Here is a 16,761-nt window from a genome sequence, read left to right as displayed (position 1 = left end):
GGCCTAGTCGTCCATTTGATGCTAAAAGGGACGGCCTCCGATTCTTAACGCGACCTTAACGCAAAACCTATCGCATTGAAATACAACATCAATTACTAGTTGTCCGCACGTGGCCCCCTCAAGTCCCCCGAGGCTTGGCCCGTAAAGTAGGCTCCGCAACCGTCGGGTCTTCCGGCCAAGGATGCCGAGGATACTGCCCCCGCATATCCTTCCTCACGTCCGCATAAGATGACTTCCAGAACCCCGGCAAATCCATCGTCACCTGTATCGTCTTCTGCCCCGGCGAGGTCAAAACTACCCGCAGCGGCAACCGTTTCGCCCCCACCACCGGATGCACCACCACCCCGAACATCTCTTGCAAGCGCACCTCAATCCCCGGCACCTCACCATCGTAATCAATCGGCACCCGCCGCCCCAACGGCGTCTCAAACGCCCCCGGCACCAGTCTGTCCAGCGCCGCCACCTGCTCCCACGAAAGCCGCGCCTTCAACGCCTCCGTCAGATCAAACCCGCGCAAATCAGCTTCCGTCCGCACCCCCGAAAGATGCGGCAGCAACCAGTCCTCCGCCGTCTCCAGCAACCCCTGATCACTAAAGTCCGGCCACGCATCCCCACCGCCCCGCGCCAGTTCCACCCGAGCCCGAAGCCGCCGCGCCGCCGCCGTGAAATGCAGCCCATTCAACGGCATCCCCTCCAAAGCCGCCCGCGCCACAGCCTCCGCAGGCGCATCCCAATGCAGATCCGCCAGCACCAGCGCGCCGAAACATTCCTGCCGCCGCGCCATCACGCGGCCCTCACGTTTCGACCAGAAACACACCTCGCGCCACGCGATCTGATCGCCGAAAACCGCCCGCAACTCGGCTTCAGAAATACCGACCGCCTGCCGCACCGCAGCCTCCCGCGCATCGCCGTCCAAATCCGTAGCCACAATCAGCCGCGCCCCGGCCAGCGGCGCGCCAGCCGCCATCACCGCCCCCTTACCGCCCGACAACACCCAACGCGGAGCCTCACCTTTTCGCCGCAGCCCAATTCGGTCCGGATAAGCCAGCGCCGCCATCTGCGCCAAACTATACCCCGCGTCCGGCCCGGCAGCAGCCCGCGCCAACCGCCGCGCCTCCAGCTTCACCCGCTCCACCACCGGCCGCAAAACCGGCCACGGATGCGCAGCCTCAAACCGCCGCACATCCGCCACCGCTGCCACCCGCAGCGCCAGATCCGGCGGCGCACCCTTCAGCACATCCCGCTCACCCAACACCGCCGCCAAAGTCGCGGCCTCCGGCCCCGCCACCGCCAGCATATGCGCCAACCGGGGATGCAACGGCAAAGCCGCCAGCACCCGGCCATGCGGCGTGATCCGCCCGCCCGAAAGCGCGCCCAACCCCTCCAACAGCAACCGAGCCTCCGCCATCGCCCCCACATTGGGTGCAGTCAGAAACCCCACATCACCGCCCCACAAAGCCAGCTCCAACGCCAACCCCGTCAAATCCGCCGCCTCAATCTCCGCCGGAGGATACGCCGCGAGCCCACCTTCCTCGCCCTTGGTCCAATAGCGATAACAAACCCCCGCAGCGACACGCCCCGCGCGCCCGCGTCGCTGCTCGGCCTCCGCCTTGGTCACCCGCTCGGTCACCAAGCGCGACATCCCAGAGTTCGGATCAAACCGCATACGCCGCGCCCGCCCGCCATCAATCACCACGCGAATATCCGGGATGGTCAGCGAAGTTTCCGCAATCGACGTCGCCAACACCACCTTGCGCCCCACCGACGGCCCCAAAGCCGCCCGCTGCGCCGCAAACTCCATCGCCCCAAACAAAGGCCGCACCTCACACCCCGGCAGCCCCGAAAGCATCGCCTCCACCCGCCGAATTTCCCCCTCACCCGGCAAAAACACCAACACCCCGCCGGTCGTCTCCTCCACCGCCTGCCGCACCAAACCCGCCACCCCGGCCTCAAACCGCAAAGACGCATCCGGCACCCGCCCCAGCCACCGCGTCTCCACCGCAAATGCCCGCCCCATTGAGGTCACCACCGGCGCATCGCCCATCAAAGCCGCCACTGGTCCCGCATCCAACGTCGCCGACATCACCACCAACACCAGATCGTCCCGCAAAGCGCCGCGAATTTCCAACGCCAAAGCCAACCCGAGATCGGCATTCAAACTGCGCTCGTGGAACTCGTCAAAGATCAGCGCCCCAACGCCTTCCAACCCCGGATCGCTCTGGATCATCCGGGTCAAAATCCCCTCAGTCACCACCTCAATCCGCGTCGCTTTCGATACCTTCGCCTCACCCCGTATCCGGTAGCCCACCGTCACGCCAACAGCCTCGCCCAACGTCTCCGCCATCCGCTCTGCCGCGGCCCGAGCCGCCAATCGCCGTGGCTCCAGCATCACGATCCGACCAGAAATCAACCCCGACGCCAGCAAATCCAACGGCACCAGCGTCGTCTTGCCTGCCCCCGGCGGTGCCTGCAAAACCACCATCCCGCGCGCCGCAACCGCAGCCCGCACCTCGCCCAACACATCTTCTATCGGCAATCTGATCATACCAGCCTTATCCCGCAACCGCCCCGGCTTGGCCAGCACCCACAACTTCCTTCATATTTCACCTATTCACAAATATCCCCGCCGGAGGCTCCCAAACATCCACCAGCACGCCCTTTCAAATCCATCTCCCGGCAGCGCGACCGAGCGGGGGCTCGATGCCCCCCGAGGTCGCCCCTGTTTCAACTCACACTGGCAAAACCCAGCGTCATCGGGCAAAACCAATAAAAGGAGACGCCATGGATCTCGCCACCCTAGCCCGCAACCTGCAATCCGGCGATCGCCGCAGCCTGGCCCGCGCTATTACGCTGGTCGAAAGCGCGCGCAAAGATCATCGCGCGCAGGCGCTGGACTTGCTGCAAATGCTAGGCAACCAAAAACAAGCCTTGCGCATCGGGCTTTCCGGCACGCCGGGCGTTGGCAAATCCACCTTCATCGAAAGCTTCGGGCTGATGCTCACCGCGCAAGCCAAGCGCGTCGCCGTCCTCGCTGTCGATCCGTCCTCGGCGCGCAATGGCGGCTCCATCCTCGGCGATAAAACCCGGATGGAGCGGCTCGCCCGTGATCCGCTCGCCTTCATCCGCCCCTCGCCCAGCCAAGCCCAGATGGGCGGCGTCGCCCGTCGCACCCGTGAAGCCGTGGCGCTTTGCGAGGCTGCGGGCTTTGACATCATCCTGATCGAAACCGTTGGCGTCGGCCAATCCGAAACCGTGGTCGCCGAGCTTTGCGATCTGTTCATCCTGCTGCTCGCCCCCGCTGGCGGTGATGAACTGCAAGGCGTCAAGCGCGGCATCATGGAGATGGCCGATCTGATCCTCGTCAACAAAGCCGACGGCGATCTGAAATCCGCCGCGATGCGCACCTGCGCCGATTACGCGGGCGCGCTTCGCCTGCTGCGCAAACGTCCGCAAGATCCGCCGGGCTATCCCAAAGCGATGACCGTCTCGGCGCTGGAACAAGCCAACCTAAGCCTCGCGTGGACAGAGATGCAGGCGCTGGCCGAATGGCGACGCGCCCAGGGTCATTGGGCAACGCGGCGTGGCCAACAGGCTCAGCATTGGTTTGGCGAGGAATTGCGGCAGGGCCTGCTCGCCGTGTTGCAACAAGAGCCTACCAAAGGCATTGTTGCAGAACACGGCCGCGCTGTCGCCGAAGGCCGCACCACCCCAGAAGCCGCCGCACGGCAAGTCTTGACGCTGCTGCACCGGCTTTGAGAATAGAAGTCTTTCCTGCACATCCTGTCACGGGTCTTATGGGTATCCCGCTTCGAAACTTTAGGATTGGCGACTCTTTAGGCGCAAAACCTACCGTCGAACGCAAGTTCCACTCACATAAACCCTCGCGCGACTCCCACACTCCGCCCAGCGTTTCACATTGGCTCAAATATCCCAGCCGGAGGCGCAGCCCTATCGCGCCACACACCGCTCGGAATAATATCCGCGACAGCGCGGCCGAGCGGGGGCTCGATGCCCCCCGAGGCCGCCCTTTTTTTTACTCAGGCGGATCCTGAAATTACGCCGCCAACAGAACCCGAGCCTCGAATGATCGCAGCGTTGGCCGCGCCGCTTCAAACCGCCCAAGTGCGGCAGTTTCGCTCAACTCCGGGAAAACCTTGTAGATTTCATCGCGCTGATCGGCATCCATGCCTTCCATGGTGCGATCACCGGGCTGGAAGCTTTCGCTCCATGCGCCATCCGCCAAAATCACCTCATGTCGATCAAAAAGGATGTGCAGATAGGTCACCGCCTCAACCTCCGCCACCGAGACGCCGGGCAGACACAACAAATGCTGCGCACGCACCAGAACTTCATCGCTGCCAAACAGCAAGGCGGCGCGCGCCCCGCTGATCAACATGCGGTGCTGCCGTGACACCATCATATCCACCAGCGGCAATCCCTCGCCCAGCGCGCCGGCTTTGATCATAACGGGTTGCAGACTGGCATCGCGGCGCATCTCGCCCCGACTGATCCGACGCGAGCCGATCCAGCGTATCTGTTGCGCGCCATTGTCGCGGGTGATCACCATATCGCCGACCTGCAAAGCTTCTACGGCCACATCGCCTTGCAGTGTTGCGATCTGAGTGCCCGGAGTAAAGCACGACACGATGCTTTCGATGTCGTTAAATACCAGCGTGCCGGTGACATTTCCGTCAGCATCATAAAACGTCACCACGCCATTCAGATGGTTCGCCGGATCTCGCACGATCTTGAACGGAGCCTGCCCGGTTAGATCCAGCACATCCCAATCGCTGCCACTTGATCCACCGTCCACGACATCGCCCGCACCGGCAAAGATCGTATCGGCCCCAGCGCCGCCGATAAAGGTATCGACGCCCGGCCCGCCATAAAGCACGTCGGTGCCATCACCGCCGTAAAGCACATCATTGCCATCGCCGCCAAACAGCACATCATTGCCGCTGCCGCCATAGAGGCCGTCGTTGCCCGCGCCCCCGTCCAGCGCATCATTGCCGCTGCCGCCGTAGAGGCCATCATTGCCGATACCGCCGTCGAGGCTGTCTTCGCCTAGCCCGCCATAGACGGAGTCATTGCCCGAGCCACCGTAAACCTGATCGTTGCCAGTGCCGCCGTCTACGCTGTCATTGCCCGCACCACCGTAGACCGCATCATTGCCCGCATCGCCAAGCACGGTATCGTCGCCGTCACCGCCATCAACGCTGTCGTTGCCATCGCCGCCATAGACCTGATCGTTGCCATCGCCGCCGCCGACCCCATCATTGCCATCACCGCCGTAAAGCTGATCGCTGCCAGTGCCACCGTCCAGCGTGTCGTTGCCCAGTCCGCCATAGACCAGATCGGTGCCAGCACCACCAAACACCTGATCATCGCCAGTGCCGCCGTCAACGCTATCATTGCCATCGCCGCCGTAGACGCTGTCGTTGCCGAGACCGCCCAGCACCGTATCATCGCCCGCATCTCCACTGACACTGTCGTTGCCATCACCACCATCGACGCTATCGTTGCCGGTGCCGCCATAAACCACGTCATTGCCAACGCCGCCGCCGACACTGTCATTGCCCGCATCGCCCAACACAGTATCGTCGCCGATGCCGCCGTCGACGCTGTCTGTGCCGTCGCCGCCAAAAACCCCATCATTGCCGTCGCCACCCGCGACCACATCATTGCCAACGCCGCCGTATACGCTGTCATTGCCAGCGCCGCCGAACACCACGTCATTGCCGGCATCGCCATAGACCGAGTCATCACCCAGCCCACCATCGACGCAGTCATTGCCGTCGCCTCCTAGAACGCTGTCGTTGCCAGCCCCACCAAGCACAGTGTCATCGCCTGCATCACCGCTGACAGTATCGTCGCCGATGCCGCCATCGACGCTGTCCGTGCCGTCGCCGCCATAAACCCCATCATTACCGTCGCCACCCGCGACCACGTCATTGCCAAGCCCGCCATAAACGCTGTCATTGCCAGCACCGCCGCCAACACTGTCATTGCCCACATCGCCGTAAACCGAGTCGTTGCCGTCTCCACCATCTACGCTGTCATTGCCGTCGCCGCCTGACACCACATCGTTGCCGATACCGCCGCCGACGCTGTCATTGCCCACGTCGCCATAGACCGAGTCCTCGCCGTCGCTGCCGTCCAGCACATCATTGCCGTCGCCACCGTAAACGCTGTCATTGCCGGTGCCACCGCTGGAAGTGTCCTCGCCCGCATCGCCGTACAATGCATCATTGCCGCTGCCGCCGTCGGTCGCATCATTGCCTGCGCCGCCGTAAGCCACGTCATTGCCAGCCTCGCCAAACGAGCTGTCGTTACCGTCTCCGCCGTGGATCTGATCGTTGCCAACGCCCCCATAGCCCGCATCATCGCCGGTGCCGCCATAGACGCTGTCGTTGTCCGATCCGCCGTAAAGCACGTCATTGTTGCCCTTGCCGTCCAGGTAGTCGTCACCACCCCCACCAAAGAAAATGTTGGTGTAAACGTCCCCGCTGATGCCTTGATCATCAAAACCAATGATGGTGTCATTGAACGCCGAACCGATCACCCCGTCGGTGCCGGTCAGCTGATCGCCCTGCGCATCGCCATAAAGCGCGGTCCAGGTGGTCAGGTTGATCGACACGGCCGCACCGCTGGCGGAATAATCGGCAAAGTCCTGCCCGGACCCGCCGTTAATCACGTCAACCCCAGCACCACCCGCCAACGTATCATCGCCGTCGCCGCCATAGAGGCTGTCGATGCCCGCGCCGCCCGACAGGTAATTCGCCTCCCAGCTTCCGGTCAAACTATCATTGTAAGCCGAGCCGATCAGGTTCTCGATACCCGCCAGCGTATCACCCGCTGCATCCCCCCCAGTATTGGTGGAGGTGCTGAGCGCAACGTTCACCGCCGCTGTGGATGCGCTGTAATCGGCGGTATCAATCCCCGCGCCACCGTCGAGGCTGTCATTGCCCGCTCCGCCAAACAGCGTGTCGTTGCCATTGCCGCCAAACAGACTGTCGCTGCCCGCCGCGCCATATAGCACGTCGTTGCCATCCGCTCCGCTTAGCGCATTCGCCGCCGTATCGCCGGTCAACGTGTCATTAAAGCTTGAGCCGATTAGGTTCTCAAACCCGCTGAGAACATCGCCCTGCGCATCACCGCCCGACGCCGTGCCAGCCGTCAGCGAAATCGCCACCGCCGCGCCAGAGGTCGTGTAATCCGCCGTATCGGTGCCGCTGCCGCCAATCAGCGTGTCGGCCCCGGCGCCTCCCGCCAACGTGTCATTGCCAGCGCCTCCGTCCAGCACGTTGTTGCTGGCATCGCCCGTCAGACTATCCGCCGAACCCGACCCGGTGATATTCTCGATACCCACCAGAGTATCACCCGCCGCATCGCCGCCAGTCCCCACGCCCGTCGCGAAATTGACAGTGACGCCAGTGGTCGAGGCCGAATAATCCGCCGTATCAATCCCCGCGCCACCTTCCAAGCTATCGCCACCAGCGCCACCGACCAGCAAGTCGTTGCCGTCGCCGCCATAAAGGCTGTCAACGCCCGCCGCCCCGCTCAGACTGTCGTTACCAACCGCGCCATACAAAGCATTGGCATTGCCATCGCCGACAAGCGTATCGTTGAAACCCGAGCCGATCAGGTTCTCGATCCCCGTCAGCACATCGCCCGCAGCCTCACCCGCAGTGCCAGTTCCTGTCGTCAGGCTGACCGCAACCGCTGCCGTTGCCGCCGAATAATCCGCAGTATCATTGCCCCCGCCACCGTCCAGGCTATCGCTGCCAGTGCCGCCTGCCAGGGTGTCATTATCCGCCCCGCCATAAAGCGAGTCATTGCCCGCGCCGCCCTCAAGATCATCCGCCCCAGCCGCGCCGTAAAATACGTTTGCCGCGCCGTCGCCAGTAATCACATCCGCCTGACCCGAGCCGATGATGTTCTCGACCCCAACCAGCGTATCTCCAGCCGCATCACCGCCCGCTGCCGAGCCAGTTGCAAGGTTGATCGTCACCCCCGCGCCCGAGGCGGTATAATCCACCGTATCGGTGCCAGCACCACCGTCCAGCAGATCAGCCCCGCCACCCCCCGTCAGCGTGTCATTGCCAGCCCCGCCGTAAAGCGAGTTCGCACCCGCGTCCCCGGTCAGACTGTCGTTAAAGCCGCTGCCGATCACCGCCTCAATGCCGCTCAGACTATCGCCCGCCGCATCGCTGCCCGTGTTCACATTCGTCGCCAGATTGACCGTCACGGCTGCGCTTGCCGCCGAATAATCCGCTGTATCAATCCCCAAGCCGCCGTCGATAACGTCAGCCGCGGCACCGCCTATCAGCGTGTCATTGCCATCCCCGCCATACAGGCTATCGACGCCCGCAGCCCCGTTCAGGCTGTCATTGCCAGCAGCACCATATAGCGCATTGGCAGTGCCATCACCAACCAGAGTGTCGTTGAAAGCCGAACCCGCCAAGTTCTCAATCGCGTTAAACACATCGCCTGCTGCATCGCCAACCGTGCCGGTATTGGTGGTCAGACTCGCCGCCACACCCGCAGTCGCCGTGCTGTAATCTGCGGTATCAAGTCCCGATCCGCCGGCAAGCGAATCCGCCCCAGAACCACCCGTAAGCGTGTCATTATCGTTGCCGCCATAAAGGCTGTCAGCGCCCGCGCCACCATCCAAATTATCCGCGCCAGCAGCACCGTAAAGCATGTTGGTGGCTGTCGATCCGATAATGGTATCGGCAAAACCAGTGCCGATCACATCCTCGATATTGAGCAGAATATCGCCCTGCGCATCGCCACCCAGCCCCACGCCGCTGGTCAGATTAACGTTGATCGCTGCGGTTGAAGCCGAGTAATCGACATCATCCGAACCACCACCACCGTCTAAGCTATCGGCCCCAGTGCCACCAATAAGCGTATCGCTATCAAGACCGCCGTAAAGGCTGTCATTGCCCGCACCGCCCACCAAACTATCCGCGCCCACAGCGCCGTATAACACGTTGTCGCCTGCGTCTCCGGTCAGCCTATCGGCGTAGCCAGAGCCCACAATATTCTCAATACCCGTCAGCGTGTCGCCCGCCGCATCGCCGCCAGAACCCGCACCCGTCGCCAGTGAAACCGTCACAGCCGAGGTCGAATCGCTGTAATCCGCGCTATCAATGCCCGCGCCGCCATCCAGCAGATCAGAGCCCGCGTTGCCGATCAGAGTGTCATTGCCATTGCCGCCGTAAAGCTTATCGGCAACTGAACCGACTAAGTCATTGCCGCCATAGATCAGGTCGTTGCCATCGCCGCCATAAAGCGTGTCAGCCGAACTTCCCCCATCAAGTGTGTCGTCGCCGCCTAATCCCGTTATCGTATCGGAAAAAGCCCCGCCACCCAGGGAATCATTCCCTGCCGTTCCGCCATATGCTGCCACTGCTCTGCTCTGCTCTGCTCGTTTGCCCGGATCTAACGCCCAAGTCTATTTGCCTCTGAACTATGCCAAATGCGCCTAAACTATGGCGAAAATTGGACAGCACTCCTCGATTTTCTCCCCATAGAGTGATAATTCGGTGACGTATTGGGGCAAACAAACGCTTTTGAGCGCCTAAAGTGTCGCATGAGCGGCGCTCTGGCAGGTAAACATCAACGTCGCGGATGAAATCACTCGCGCGTCATCTGGTGGATCACGCTTGGCGATCATCAATTTGCCCGGCTTTTCTTGGCCAGCCCGCTTGACGCGCCGCCGGATTACCCGTAAATGCCCAAAATCAAATTCGGGTTCTGCCCTTCGGGTGGTGGCCCATCTGTCTTAAGTTGTCTTAACCGACACGGTAAACTGACAAGGAATACGACCATGTCTCGCGTCTGCGAACTCTCTGGCAAAGGCCCGATGTCTGGCAACACTGTCAGCCACGCCAACAACAAATCCCGTCGTCGGTTCCTGCCGAACCTCAATCAGGTCACCCTGATTTCGGACGTTCTGGGCAAATCCTTCTCGCTGAAGATCTCGGCTGCGGCTCTGCGCACCGTCGATCATCGTGGCGGTCTTGATGCGTTCATGGCAAAAGCCAAAGACGCTGATCTGTCGCTCGACGCGCTGAAGATCAAAAAAGAGATTGCCAAGGCTCAGGCCACCGTCTGATTTCTTGCGCTGACTAAGCAAAAGCCCTGCCTGTTCTCAGGCGGGGCTTTTGTCGTTTGAAATGCTCGACAGGGCAGGGCGCAAGCCGCTGACAAACTGTCGCCTTCCCCCGCAGCCCCGCCTGCGCTAAACCCAAACGATGATCCGCCACCTGCTCTCCGCGCTGCTCGCCCTGACGCTTGCGACCACCTCGGTCCACGCGGCGGTGATGCATTCCGAGATGCAGGGCGCTGTCCAAATGGAAATCTGCGCCGACACCAGTGCGGGCCTCACCACCGTCACCCTAGACGCCACCGGCAAACCCATCCCCACCGCGCACCGCTGTCCCGACTGCACCATAGCGCCGGCCAGCCTGCTGCCCCACCAGCCGCAAATCTCTCGTCCCGTAACCCGCAGCATCGCCACACGCCAATACGCCGTCGCCCCTCACACCACCGCCACTCCCCCAAACCAATCCGCCCGCGACCCACCTTTGCCAATCTGACCCGGCCCAATCAGATCAATCGCAAAGGAACCCCCATGCGTCTCACATCCCTCATCGCCGCAGCCCTCCTCATCGCCGCGCCCGCCTTCGCGCAGACAGCCCCGGCCGACCAAGGCGTCCATATCGAGAACCCCTACGCCCGCACCAGCGGCGGTATCGGCGGCACCGGCGGCATTTTCCTCGAAATCGCCAACCACGCCAACACCGATGATCGCTTGATCGGCGTCGCCTCTGACATTGCCGAACGGGTTGAGATGCACACCAGCACCGCCTCCGCAGGCGGCGTGATGAGCATGTCCGCCGTCCCCGAAGGCTTCCCAATCCCCGCCCAGCAAGGCCACGCCCTGAAACGCGGCGGCGATCACATCATGCTGATGGGCCTGCGCCAAAAGCTGAAAAACGGCGATGTGATTCACCTCACCCTGACCTTCGAGAAGGCAGGCGTCGTCACGCTCGATGTCCCGGTCGATAACGCCCGCAAACCCGGTGCTGTTGCCGATCCAATGGCCGATATGCCCGGCATGGATCACGGCACGATGGACGCCCCCGCTAACTGAACCAACAGGCGGGGCCGCAAACCCCGCCCAAAAAGGCCACGCATGATCCCGCATATCTCGCTGCCCAACGCGCTCTCGCCAGATGAGTGTGATCGCCTGATCGCCCTGATCGCGGCGCACCACCTGAAAGACGCAGGGCTAGTCGGCGGCACCACCGCCCACAATATCCGCCGGGCCGAGATCGCTTGGCTTGACGACATCCCCGAGGCGGCTTGGGTGCTGGACCGCATGATCACCCTCACCGCCCAAGCCAACCGCGAGGCGTTCCAGTTTGACCTCACCGATTTTGGCGAAAGCCCACAAGTCGCCCGCTACACCGCCGAACGGGAGGGCCATTTCGACTGGCACAGCGATATTGGTGCAGGTCCATGGGCCGCCAAGCGCAAACTCACCATCGTCGTGCAACTCTCCGACCCCGCCAGCTACGAAGGCGGCACGCTAGAAATCCGCCCCGACAGCAACATCACCCAAGCCCCCCGCAGCCGCGGCGCAGCCACCATCTTCCCCAGCTTCACCCTGCACCGCGTCACCCCCCTCACCGCAGGCACCCGCTGGTCGCTCACCCTCTGGTCACACGGCCCCAGCTTCCGTTAACGCACCTTCCGCTAATAAAACCCTACCCATTTCACATTGGCGATAAATATCCCCGCGCGGCGCGCTCCCCAAGCCAATCCAACCAGCCCCGTCGGCAATCAATAAGAGCACAAAATGACCGAGCCCAAAGCCCCCACCGACCGCGCCCGCGCCCGCCGTATGCACGAGAAAGCCGCCTACGACCGCGCCACGATTGACGCGATCCTCGATACGATGCCGATCGCCCATGTCGGTTATGTCAAAGACGGCGCGCCGATTGTGATCCCCACCCTGCAATGGCGCATCGGTGATCAGATCTACTGGCACGGCTCCACCGCCAGCCGCACCCTACGCACGGCCAAGGATGCGCAGGTCTGCGTCACCGTTACCCTGACCGACGCCATGGTGCTGGCCCGCTCCGGCTTAGAGCATTCAGTTAATTTCCGCTCGGTGATGGTGTTCGGTGAGGCCCGCGCCGTCATCAACGCCCGCGAAAAAGCCGAGGCGCTGAAAGCGATGATAGAGCACATGTTCCCCGGTCGCTGGGATCAACTTCGCCCGATGACCGAGCAGGAACTCAAAGCCACCGCAATCCTGACCCTGCCGCTGACCGAGGCTTCCGCCAAGGTCGGCGCCGGAATGCCCACCGATCCGCCCGAGGATATCAACACCCCGGTCTGGGCGGGCATCCTGCCGATCCAACTCACCATGGGCGCACCTATCCCAGCCCCAGACCTAAGCCCCGACATAGCCATCCCAGACCACGTCAAAAACTACCGCTTTGGTCACTAGGGCAGGGGATGCTACCCCACCTGCACACCCGCAAGATCGCTAAGCGTGGCAATGACTTGCAGGGTTTAAGCCCTCCAACTCACCCGCCGCAATAAACCCGAGCCTGCGCGCTGAATGCCTTGTAGCGATCCCAAAACGCGTCATCGCTTTTGGATTTCGACATCCAGACCTTATGCGCCTTCTCAGGGTCTTTGAAGAAACTCGCCGCCCGCCGCTGGTCGCCGCCACTCAGCGTCTGGTCGGCAACCTGCTCAATACAGCCGCACAACTGCCGATTCGACTGCTTGCGATCGGATCGGTTGCACGCACTCTCAATCGGTCCGGCATGGGCAAAACTGCTCATAACCGGCATCGCCACGGCCAAACTGACCGCGAATAAGATATATTTCATCATCGCTCTACCTCTACCGCCCACCGCCGGGTTGCCCTCAACGACAGGTCATTAACTGCGAGCATTATCCCTTGTCTGGCAACAGTTTTCAAGCGTTTCGGCTGCCTTGATCTTTATCCCGCAGCCCATACCAGCAAAAGCATCGCCGACGCATCCGGCCCCAAAATGTAGGGCCGGAACGCTTGGTCATAGATAGCTTACAGCGTCGAATAACCGCCATCGATAATCAAGTCATTGCCTAGCATGTAGAGACTGTCGTCGCTTGCCAGATACAGTGCTGCTTGCGCCATCTCCTCCGGCAACGCAAACCGCCCGGCGGCAATCTTCGGCAAGAAGCCATCGAGAATCTCTTGCGGCAAACCAATTTTGCTAAAAATCGGTGTTTGGGTAGCTCCCGGTGACAGCACGTTCACCCGAACGCCGCGCGGTGCCAATTCGGCCGAGAAACTTCGCGCCAAAGACCGCACCGCCGCCTTGGTCGCCGCATACATGCTGTTTTGAACGGCAGCTTTGCCAATCACCGCCGAGCCGGTCAGAATAACCGAGGCCGGATTACTCAGATATGGCAACGCCAGTTGCAGGCTCAGCACGACGCCTTTCACATTCACATCCAGCAAGTCGGCGATATGTGCGTCGTCCATCGCCTCCAACGGCTGCGGTGTCGCAATCCCGGCATTGGCAAACAGCACGTCAATCCCGCCAAACGCCGCCACAACTTGCTCAATCGCCCGACTCATATCTGCCCGGTCGGCCACATTGGCCTTCAGCGCAATCGCCCCATCGCCGAGTTCAAGCCCAGCCGCCGCAACTCGGGTCGCATCTTGGCCCGTAATTGCCACCCGTGCACCTTCCGCCAGAAACAGCTTTGCCGTTGCCAAGCCGATGCCGGTGGTGCCGCCGGTGATCAAAACCCGCTTACCTTGCAACTTTCCCATGATGAGCCTTTCCTGCGGCGCTAGTCCGCGTTATATTTATACCGAGTGGTATTTAATACCGATCGGTATAAAAATCGTCAACCCGGAAACGCTTCATGACCGCACAACGTGGCCGCCCACGCAGTTTTGATGATCAGGACACCTTGGAAAAGGTGCTGGATGTGTTTTGGAAACAAGGCTTTATCGGCACATCTCTCACTGATCTTTGCAGCGCAACGGGCCTGAACAAACCCAGCCTATACGGCGCATTCGGCAATAAAGAGGCGCTGTTTTTGGCAGCGCTTGATCGCTACACCAGCCACTTCGGCACGCCCGCAATCGCGGCTTTGCAAGCCGAACCCGACGCATTCACCGCGATTCGCAGCTTTATGCTGGTGACGGTTGATAAGCTGACCGCAAAAAAAATGCCTGCTGGCTGCTTTATAATCACAAACGCCGCCGCCACGGGCAGCACCGACATGCCGGAAGCCGTCGCCGCAGCCCTTGCAAAAGCCAGCCAAAACGCCCGCATCGCGCTCGACGCAAGGCTTAAGCGCGCGGTAGCCGAGGGCCAGTTGCCGCCCGACGCCGACCCCAAATCATTGGCCGATTTCATTGAGATTACCTTGGCCGGTGCCGCCGCTTTGGCACAAGGCGGCGCGCCGCGCGATGCCCTAATCAAAGCCGTCGATATCGCGCTGAATGCGTGGCCAAAAGCCTGAGGCCACACCCCCTTCACGCCTGCGCCGCTTCACGCTATACGCAGCGCATGACCCAGCTTGATCTCATCCGCAACTTCTCCATCGTGGCTCACATTGACCACGGTAAATCCACCCTCGCCGACCGGCTCATTCAGATGACCGGCACGGTGGCTGCGCGCGATATGAAGGCGCAGATGCTGGACAGCATGGATATCGAGCGTGAGCGCGGCATCACCATCAAGGCCAACACGGTGCGGATCGAATATCCGGCGAAGGATGGCAAAACCTACATCCTCAACCTGATCGACACCCCCGGCCACGTCGATTTCGCCTACGAAGTCTCCCGCTCGATGCGCGCGGTTGAAGGCTCGCTGCTGGTCGTCGATGCCTCCCAAGGGGTTGAGGCTCAAACCCTCGCCAACGTCTACCAAGCCCTCGACGCTGGCCACGAAATCGTCCCCGTCCTGAACAAAATCGACCTTCCGGCAGCCGAACCTGACCGCATCCGCCAGCAGATCGAGGACGTCATCGGCCTGGACGCGTCCGATGCCGTGCTGATCTCCGCCAAATCCGGCCTCGGCATTCCTGACGTGCTAGAGGCTATCGTCACCCGCCTGCCGCCCCCCAAAGGCGACCGCGATGCCCCCCTCAAGGCCATGCTCGTCGACTCATGGTATGACGCCTACCTCGGCGTTGTCGTGATGGTGCGCGTCATGGATGGCGTGATGAAAAAGGGCGACCGCGTCCGCATGATGCAGACCAACGCCGTCTATGGCATTGATAAACTGTCGGTTCTCAAACCCCAGATGGTCGATATCGACGAGCTTGGGCCCGGCGAGATCGGCATCTTCACCGCCTCGATCAAGCAAGTCCGCGACACCCGCGTCGGCGACACCGTCACCCACGAACGCAAAGGCTGCGCGCAGGCGCTCCCCGGCTTCAAACCCGCCCAGCCCGTCGTGTTCTGCGGCCTGTTCCCGGTTGACGCTGCCGAGTTTGAAGCCCTGCGCGACGCCATCGAAAAACTCTCGCTCAACGACGCCTCGTTCTCGACCGAGATGGAAACCTCCGCCGCCCTCGGCTTCGGCTTTCGCTGCGGCTTCCTTGGCCTGCTTCACCTCGAAGTCATCCGCGACCGACTGGAGCGCGAATATGACATCGACCTGATCACCACCGCCCCCTCGGTCGTGTTCAAACTCCACATGAAAGACGGCACCGTGCAAGACCTGCACAACCCCGCCGACATGCCCGACCTCACCTATATCGACCACATCGAGGAACCTCGGATCAAGGCCACCATCATGGTTCCCGACGAATACCTCGGCGACGTGCTGAAGCTCTGCCAAGACCGCCGCGGCATCCAGTTGGACCTGTCCTATGCAGGCTCCCGCGCCATGGTGGTCTACGATTTGCCGCTCGCCGAAGTGGTGTTCGATTTCTACGACCGCCTGAAATCGGTCACGCAGGGCTATGCCTCCTTTGACTATAGCATCTCGGAATATCGTGAAGATTTCCTTGTCAAAATGTCGATTCTTGTCAACGAGGAACCCGTCGATGCGCTGTCGATGATGGTCCACCGTGATCGCGCCGAAGCCCGAGGCCGCGCCATGGTCGAAAAACTCAAAGACCTGATCCCCCGCCATATGTTCAAAATCCCGATCCAAGCCGCAATCGGAGCGCGGGTGATCGCCCGCGAAACCCTCTCCGCCATGCGCAAAGACGTCACCGCGAAGTGCTACGGCGGCGACGCCACCCGGAAGAAGAAACTGCTGGAGAAGCAGAAAGCCGGTAAGAAGCGGATGCGCCAGTTTGGTAAGGTGGAGATTCCGCAGGAGGCGTTTATCTCAGCGCTTAAGATGGACAGCTGAGGGTGAATCTCGGATTTGGCTTGGGCCTTAATAGCAGCCGATCGGGGACAAGGAATAATGATATGGCTCCAATTATTTACAAGCTAATTGATGGTGAGTTTTTTCGTGAATTGTGCCGATCATACTCGAAAGAGATTGGCGTGGATATTTGGGCGAAAATAGATTGGCGAAATATCACTGGTAAGGACAGAACTTTCATCTACGACAGTCTTCCGGCGAAAAAATCAAACCAATCAGAGGCCGAGTTTGAAGCGGAGTTCGTGGAGAGAAAAGCGGATCTAGATCGGCTAAGAAAATTGCCGAATATTTTCGTTAAGGATGGTTTCGGGAAGTTTCGGTCAAGAGAAAAGCGGAGGGA

Annotated in this window: 13 protein-coding genes; 9 read left to right on the top strand and 4 right to left on the bottom strand. The window is 61.3% G+C overall.

Annotation, left to right across the window (positions count from 1 at the left end; genetic code table 11):
• Positions 1 to 118: 118 nt before the first annotated feature.
• Positions 119 to 2,545, bottom strand: a complete 2,427-nt coding sequence (hrpB, locus tag JWS10_RS19395; protein WP_299509474.1) for an ATP-dependent helicase HrpB — start codon at positions 2,543 to 2,545, stop codon at positions 119 to 121.
• 236 nt (positions 2,546 to 2,781) lie between these two features.
• Here hrpB and meaB point away from each other — a divergent pair, with 236 nt between their 5' ends.
• Entirely contained in the window at positions 2,782 to 3,756 is a 975-nt protein-coding gene (gene meaB, locus JWS10_RS19390) for a methylmalonyl Co-A mutase-associated GTPase MeaB (RefSeq protein WP_299509435.1), read from the top strand.
• Positions 3,757 to 4,054: 298 nt separating this feature from the next.
• On the opposite strand, the gene JWS10_RS19385 is transcribed toward meaB, so the two are convergent.
• Entirely contained in the window at positions 4,055 to 9,415 is a 5,361-nt protein-coding gene (locus JWS10_RS19385; protein WP_299509434.1) for a Hint domain-containing protein, read from the bottom strand.
• Positions 9,416 to 9,835: 420 nt separating this feature from the next.
• Between JWS10_RS19385 and rpmB the strand changes: the two genes are divergently transcribed.
• The 5 genes from rpmB to JWS10_RS19360 all read left to right on the top strand — a co-directional run bounded on the left by rpmB (position 9,836) and on the right by JWS10_RS19360 (position 12,529).
• Positions 9,836 to 10,123 carry a 50S ribosomal protein L28 gene (rpmB, locus tag JWS10_RS19380; RefSeq protein ID WP_299482816.1) on the top strand — a complete coding sequence of 96 codons (288 nt, stop codon included), beginning with the start codon at positions 9,836 to 9,838 and terminating at the stop codon, positions 10,121 to 10,123.
• Positions 10,124 to 10,262: 139 nt separating this feature from the next.
• Positions 10,263 to 10,607, top strand: coding sequence for a hypothetical protein (locus JWS10_RS19375; protein ID WP_299509433.1), 345 nt, complete (start codon positions 10,263 to 10,265; stop codon positions 10,605 to 10,607).
• Positions 10,608 to 10,642: 35 nt separating this feature from the next.
• The gene (locus tag JWS10_RS19370; protein WP_299509432.1) at positions 10,643 to 11,164 is read left to right on the top strand and encodes a copper chaperone PCu(A)C; all 522 of its coding nucleotides are present in this window, start codon (positions 10,643 to 10,645) and stop codon (positions 11,162 to 11,164) included.
• Positions 11,165 to 11,206: 42 nt separating this feature from the next.
• The gene (locus tag JWS10_RS19365; RefSeq protein ID WP_299509431.1) at positions 11,207 to 11,758 is read left to right on the top strand and encodes a 2OG-Fe(II) oxygenase; all 552 of its coding nucleotides are present in this window, start codon (positions 11,207 to 11,209) and stop codon (positions 11,756 to 11,758) included.
• Positions 11,759 to 11,872: 114 nt separating this feature from the next.
• The gene (locus JWS10_RS19360) at positions 11,873 to 12,529 is read left to right on the top strand and encodes a pyridoxamine 5'-phosphate oxidase family protein (RefSeq protein WP_299509429.1); all 657 of its coding nucleotides are present in this window, start codon (positions 11,873 to 11,875) and stop codon (positions 12,527 to 12,529) included.
• Positions 12,530 to 12,608: 79 nt separating this feature from the next.
• Here the strand turns inward: JWS10_RS19360 and JWS10_RS19355 are convergent, their stop codons facing one another.
• Both JWS10_RS19355 and JWS10_RS19350 read right to left on the bottom strand, forming a co-directional pair.
• Entirely contained in the window at positions 12,609 to 12,920 is a 312-nt protein-coding gene (locus JWS10_RS19355; protein WP_366943563.1) for a hypothetical protein, read from the bottom strand.
• 197 nt (positions 12,921 to 13,117) lie between these two features.
• Positions 13,118 to 13,855, bottom strand: coding sequence for an SDR family oxidoreductase (locus JWS10_RS19350; RefSeq protein WP_299509428.1), 738 nt, complete (start codon positions 13,853 to 13,855; stop codon positions 13,118 to 13,120).
• A gap of 95 nt (positions 13,856 to 13,950) precedes the next feature.
• Here JWS10_RS19350 and JWS10_RS19345 point away from each other — a divergent pair, with 95 nt between their 5' ends.
• The 3 genes from JWS10_RS19345 to JWS10_RS19335 form a co-directional block, all read left to right on the top strand.
• Positions 13,951 to 14,556 (top strand): TetR/AcrR family transcriptional regulator, encoded by a 606-nt coding sequence (locus tag JWS10_RS19345; protein WP_299509427.1) that lies wholly within the window; start codon positions 13,951 to 13,953, stop codon positions 14,554 to 14,556.
• 47 nt (positions 14,557 to 14,603) lie between these two features.
• Positions 14,604 to 16,403 (top strand): translation elongation factor 4, encoded by a 1,800-nt coding sequence (gene lepA, locus JWS10_RS19340; protein WP_299482793.1) that lies wholly within the window; start codon positions 14,604 to 14,606, stop codon positions 16,401 to 16,403.
• Positions 16,404 to 16,465: 62 nt separating this feature from the next.
• On the top strand, positions 16,466 to 16,761 hold a 296-nt coding region (locus tag JWS10_RS19335; RefSeq protein WP_299509426.1), incomplete at its 3' end, for a hypothetical protein.

It is taken from the genome of Cypionkella sp., from assembly GCF_028290025.1.
Taxonomy (GTDB): domain Bacteria; phylum Pseudomonadota; class Alphaproteobacteria; order Rhodobacterales; family Rhodobacteraceae; genus Cypionkella.
This window is presented reverse-complemented; position numbering and strand designations above follow the sequence as displayed.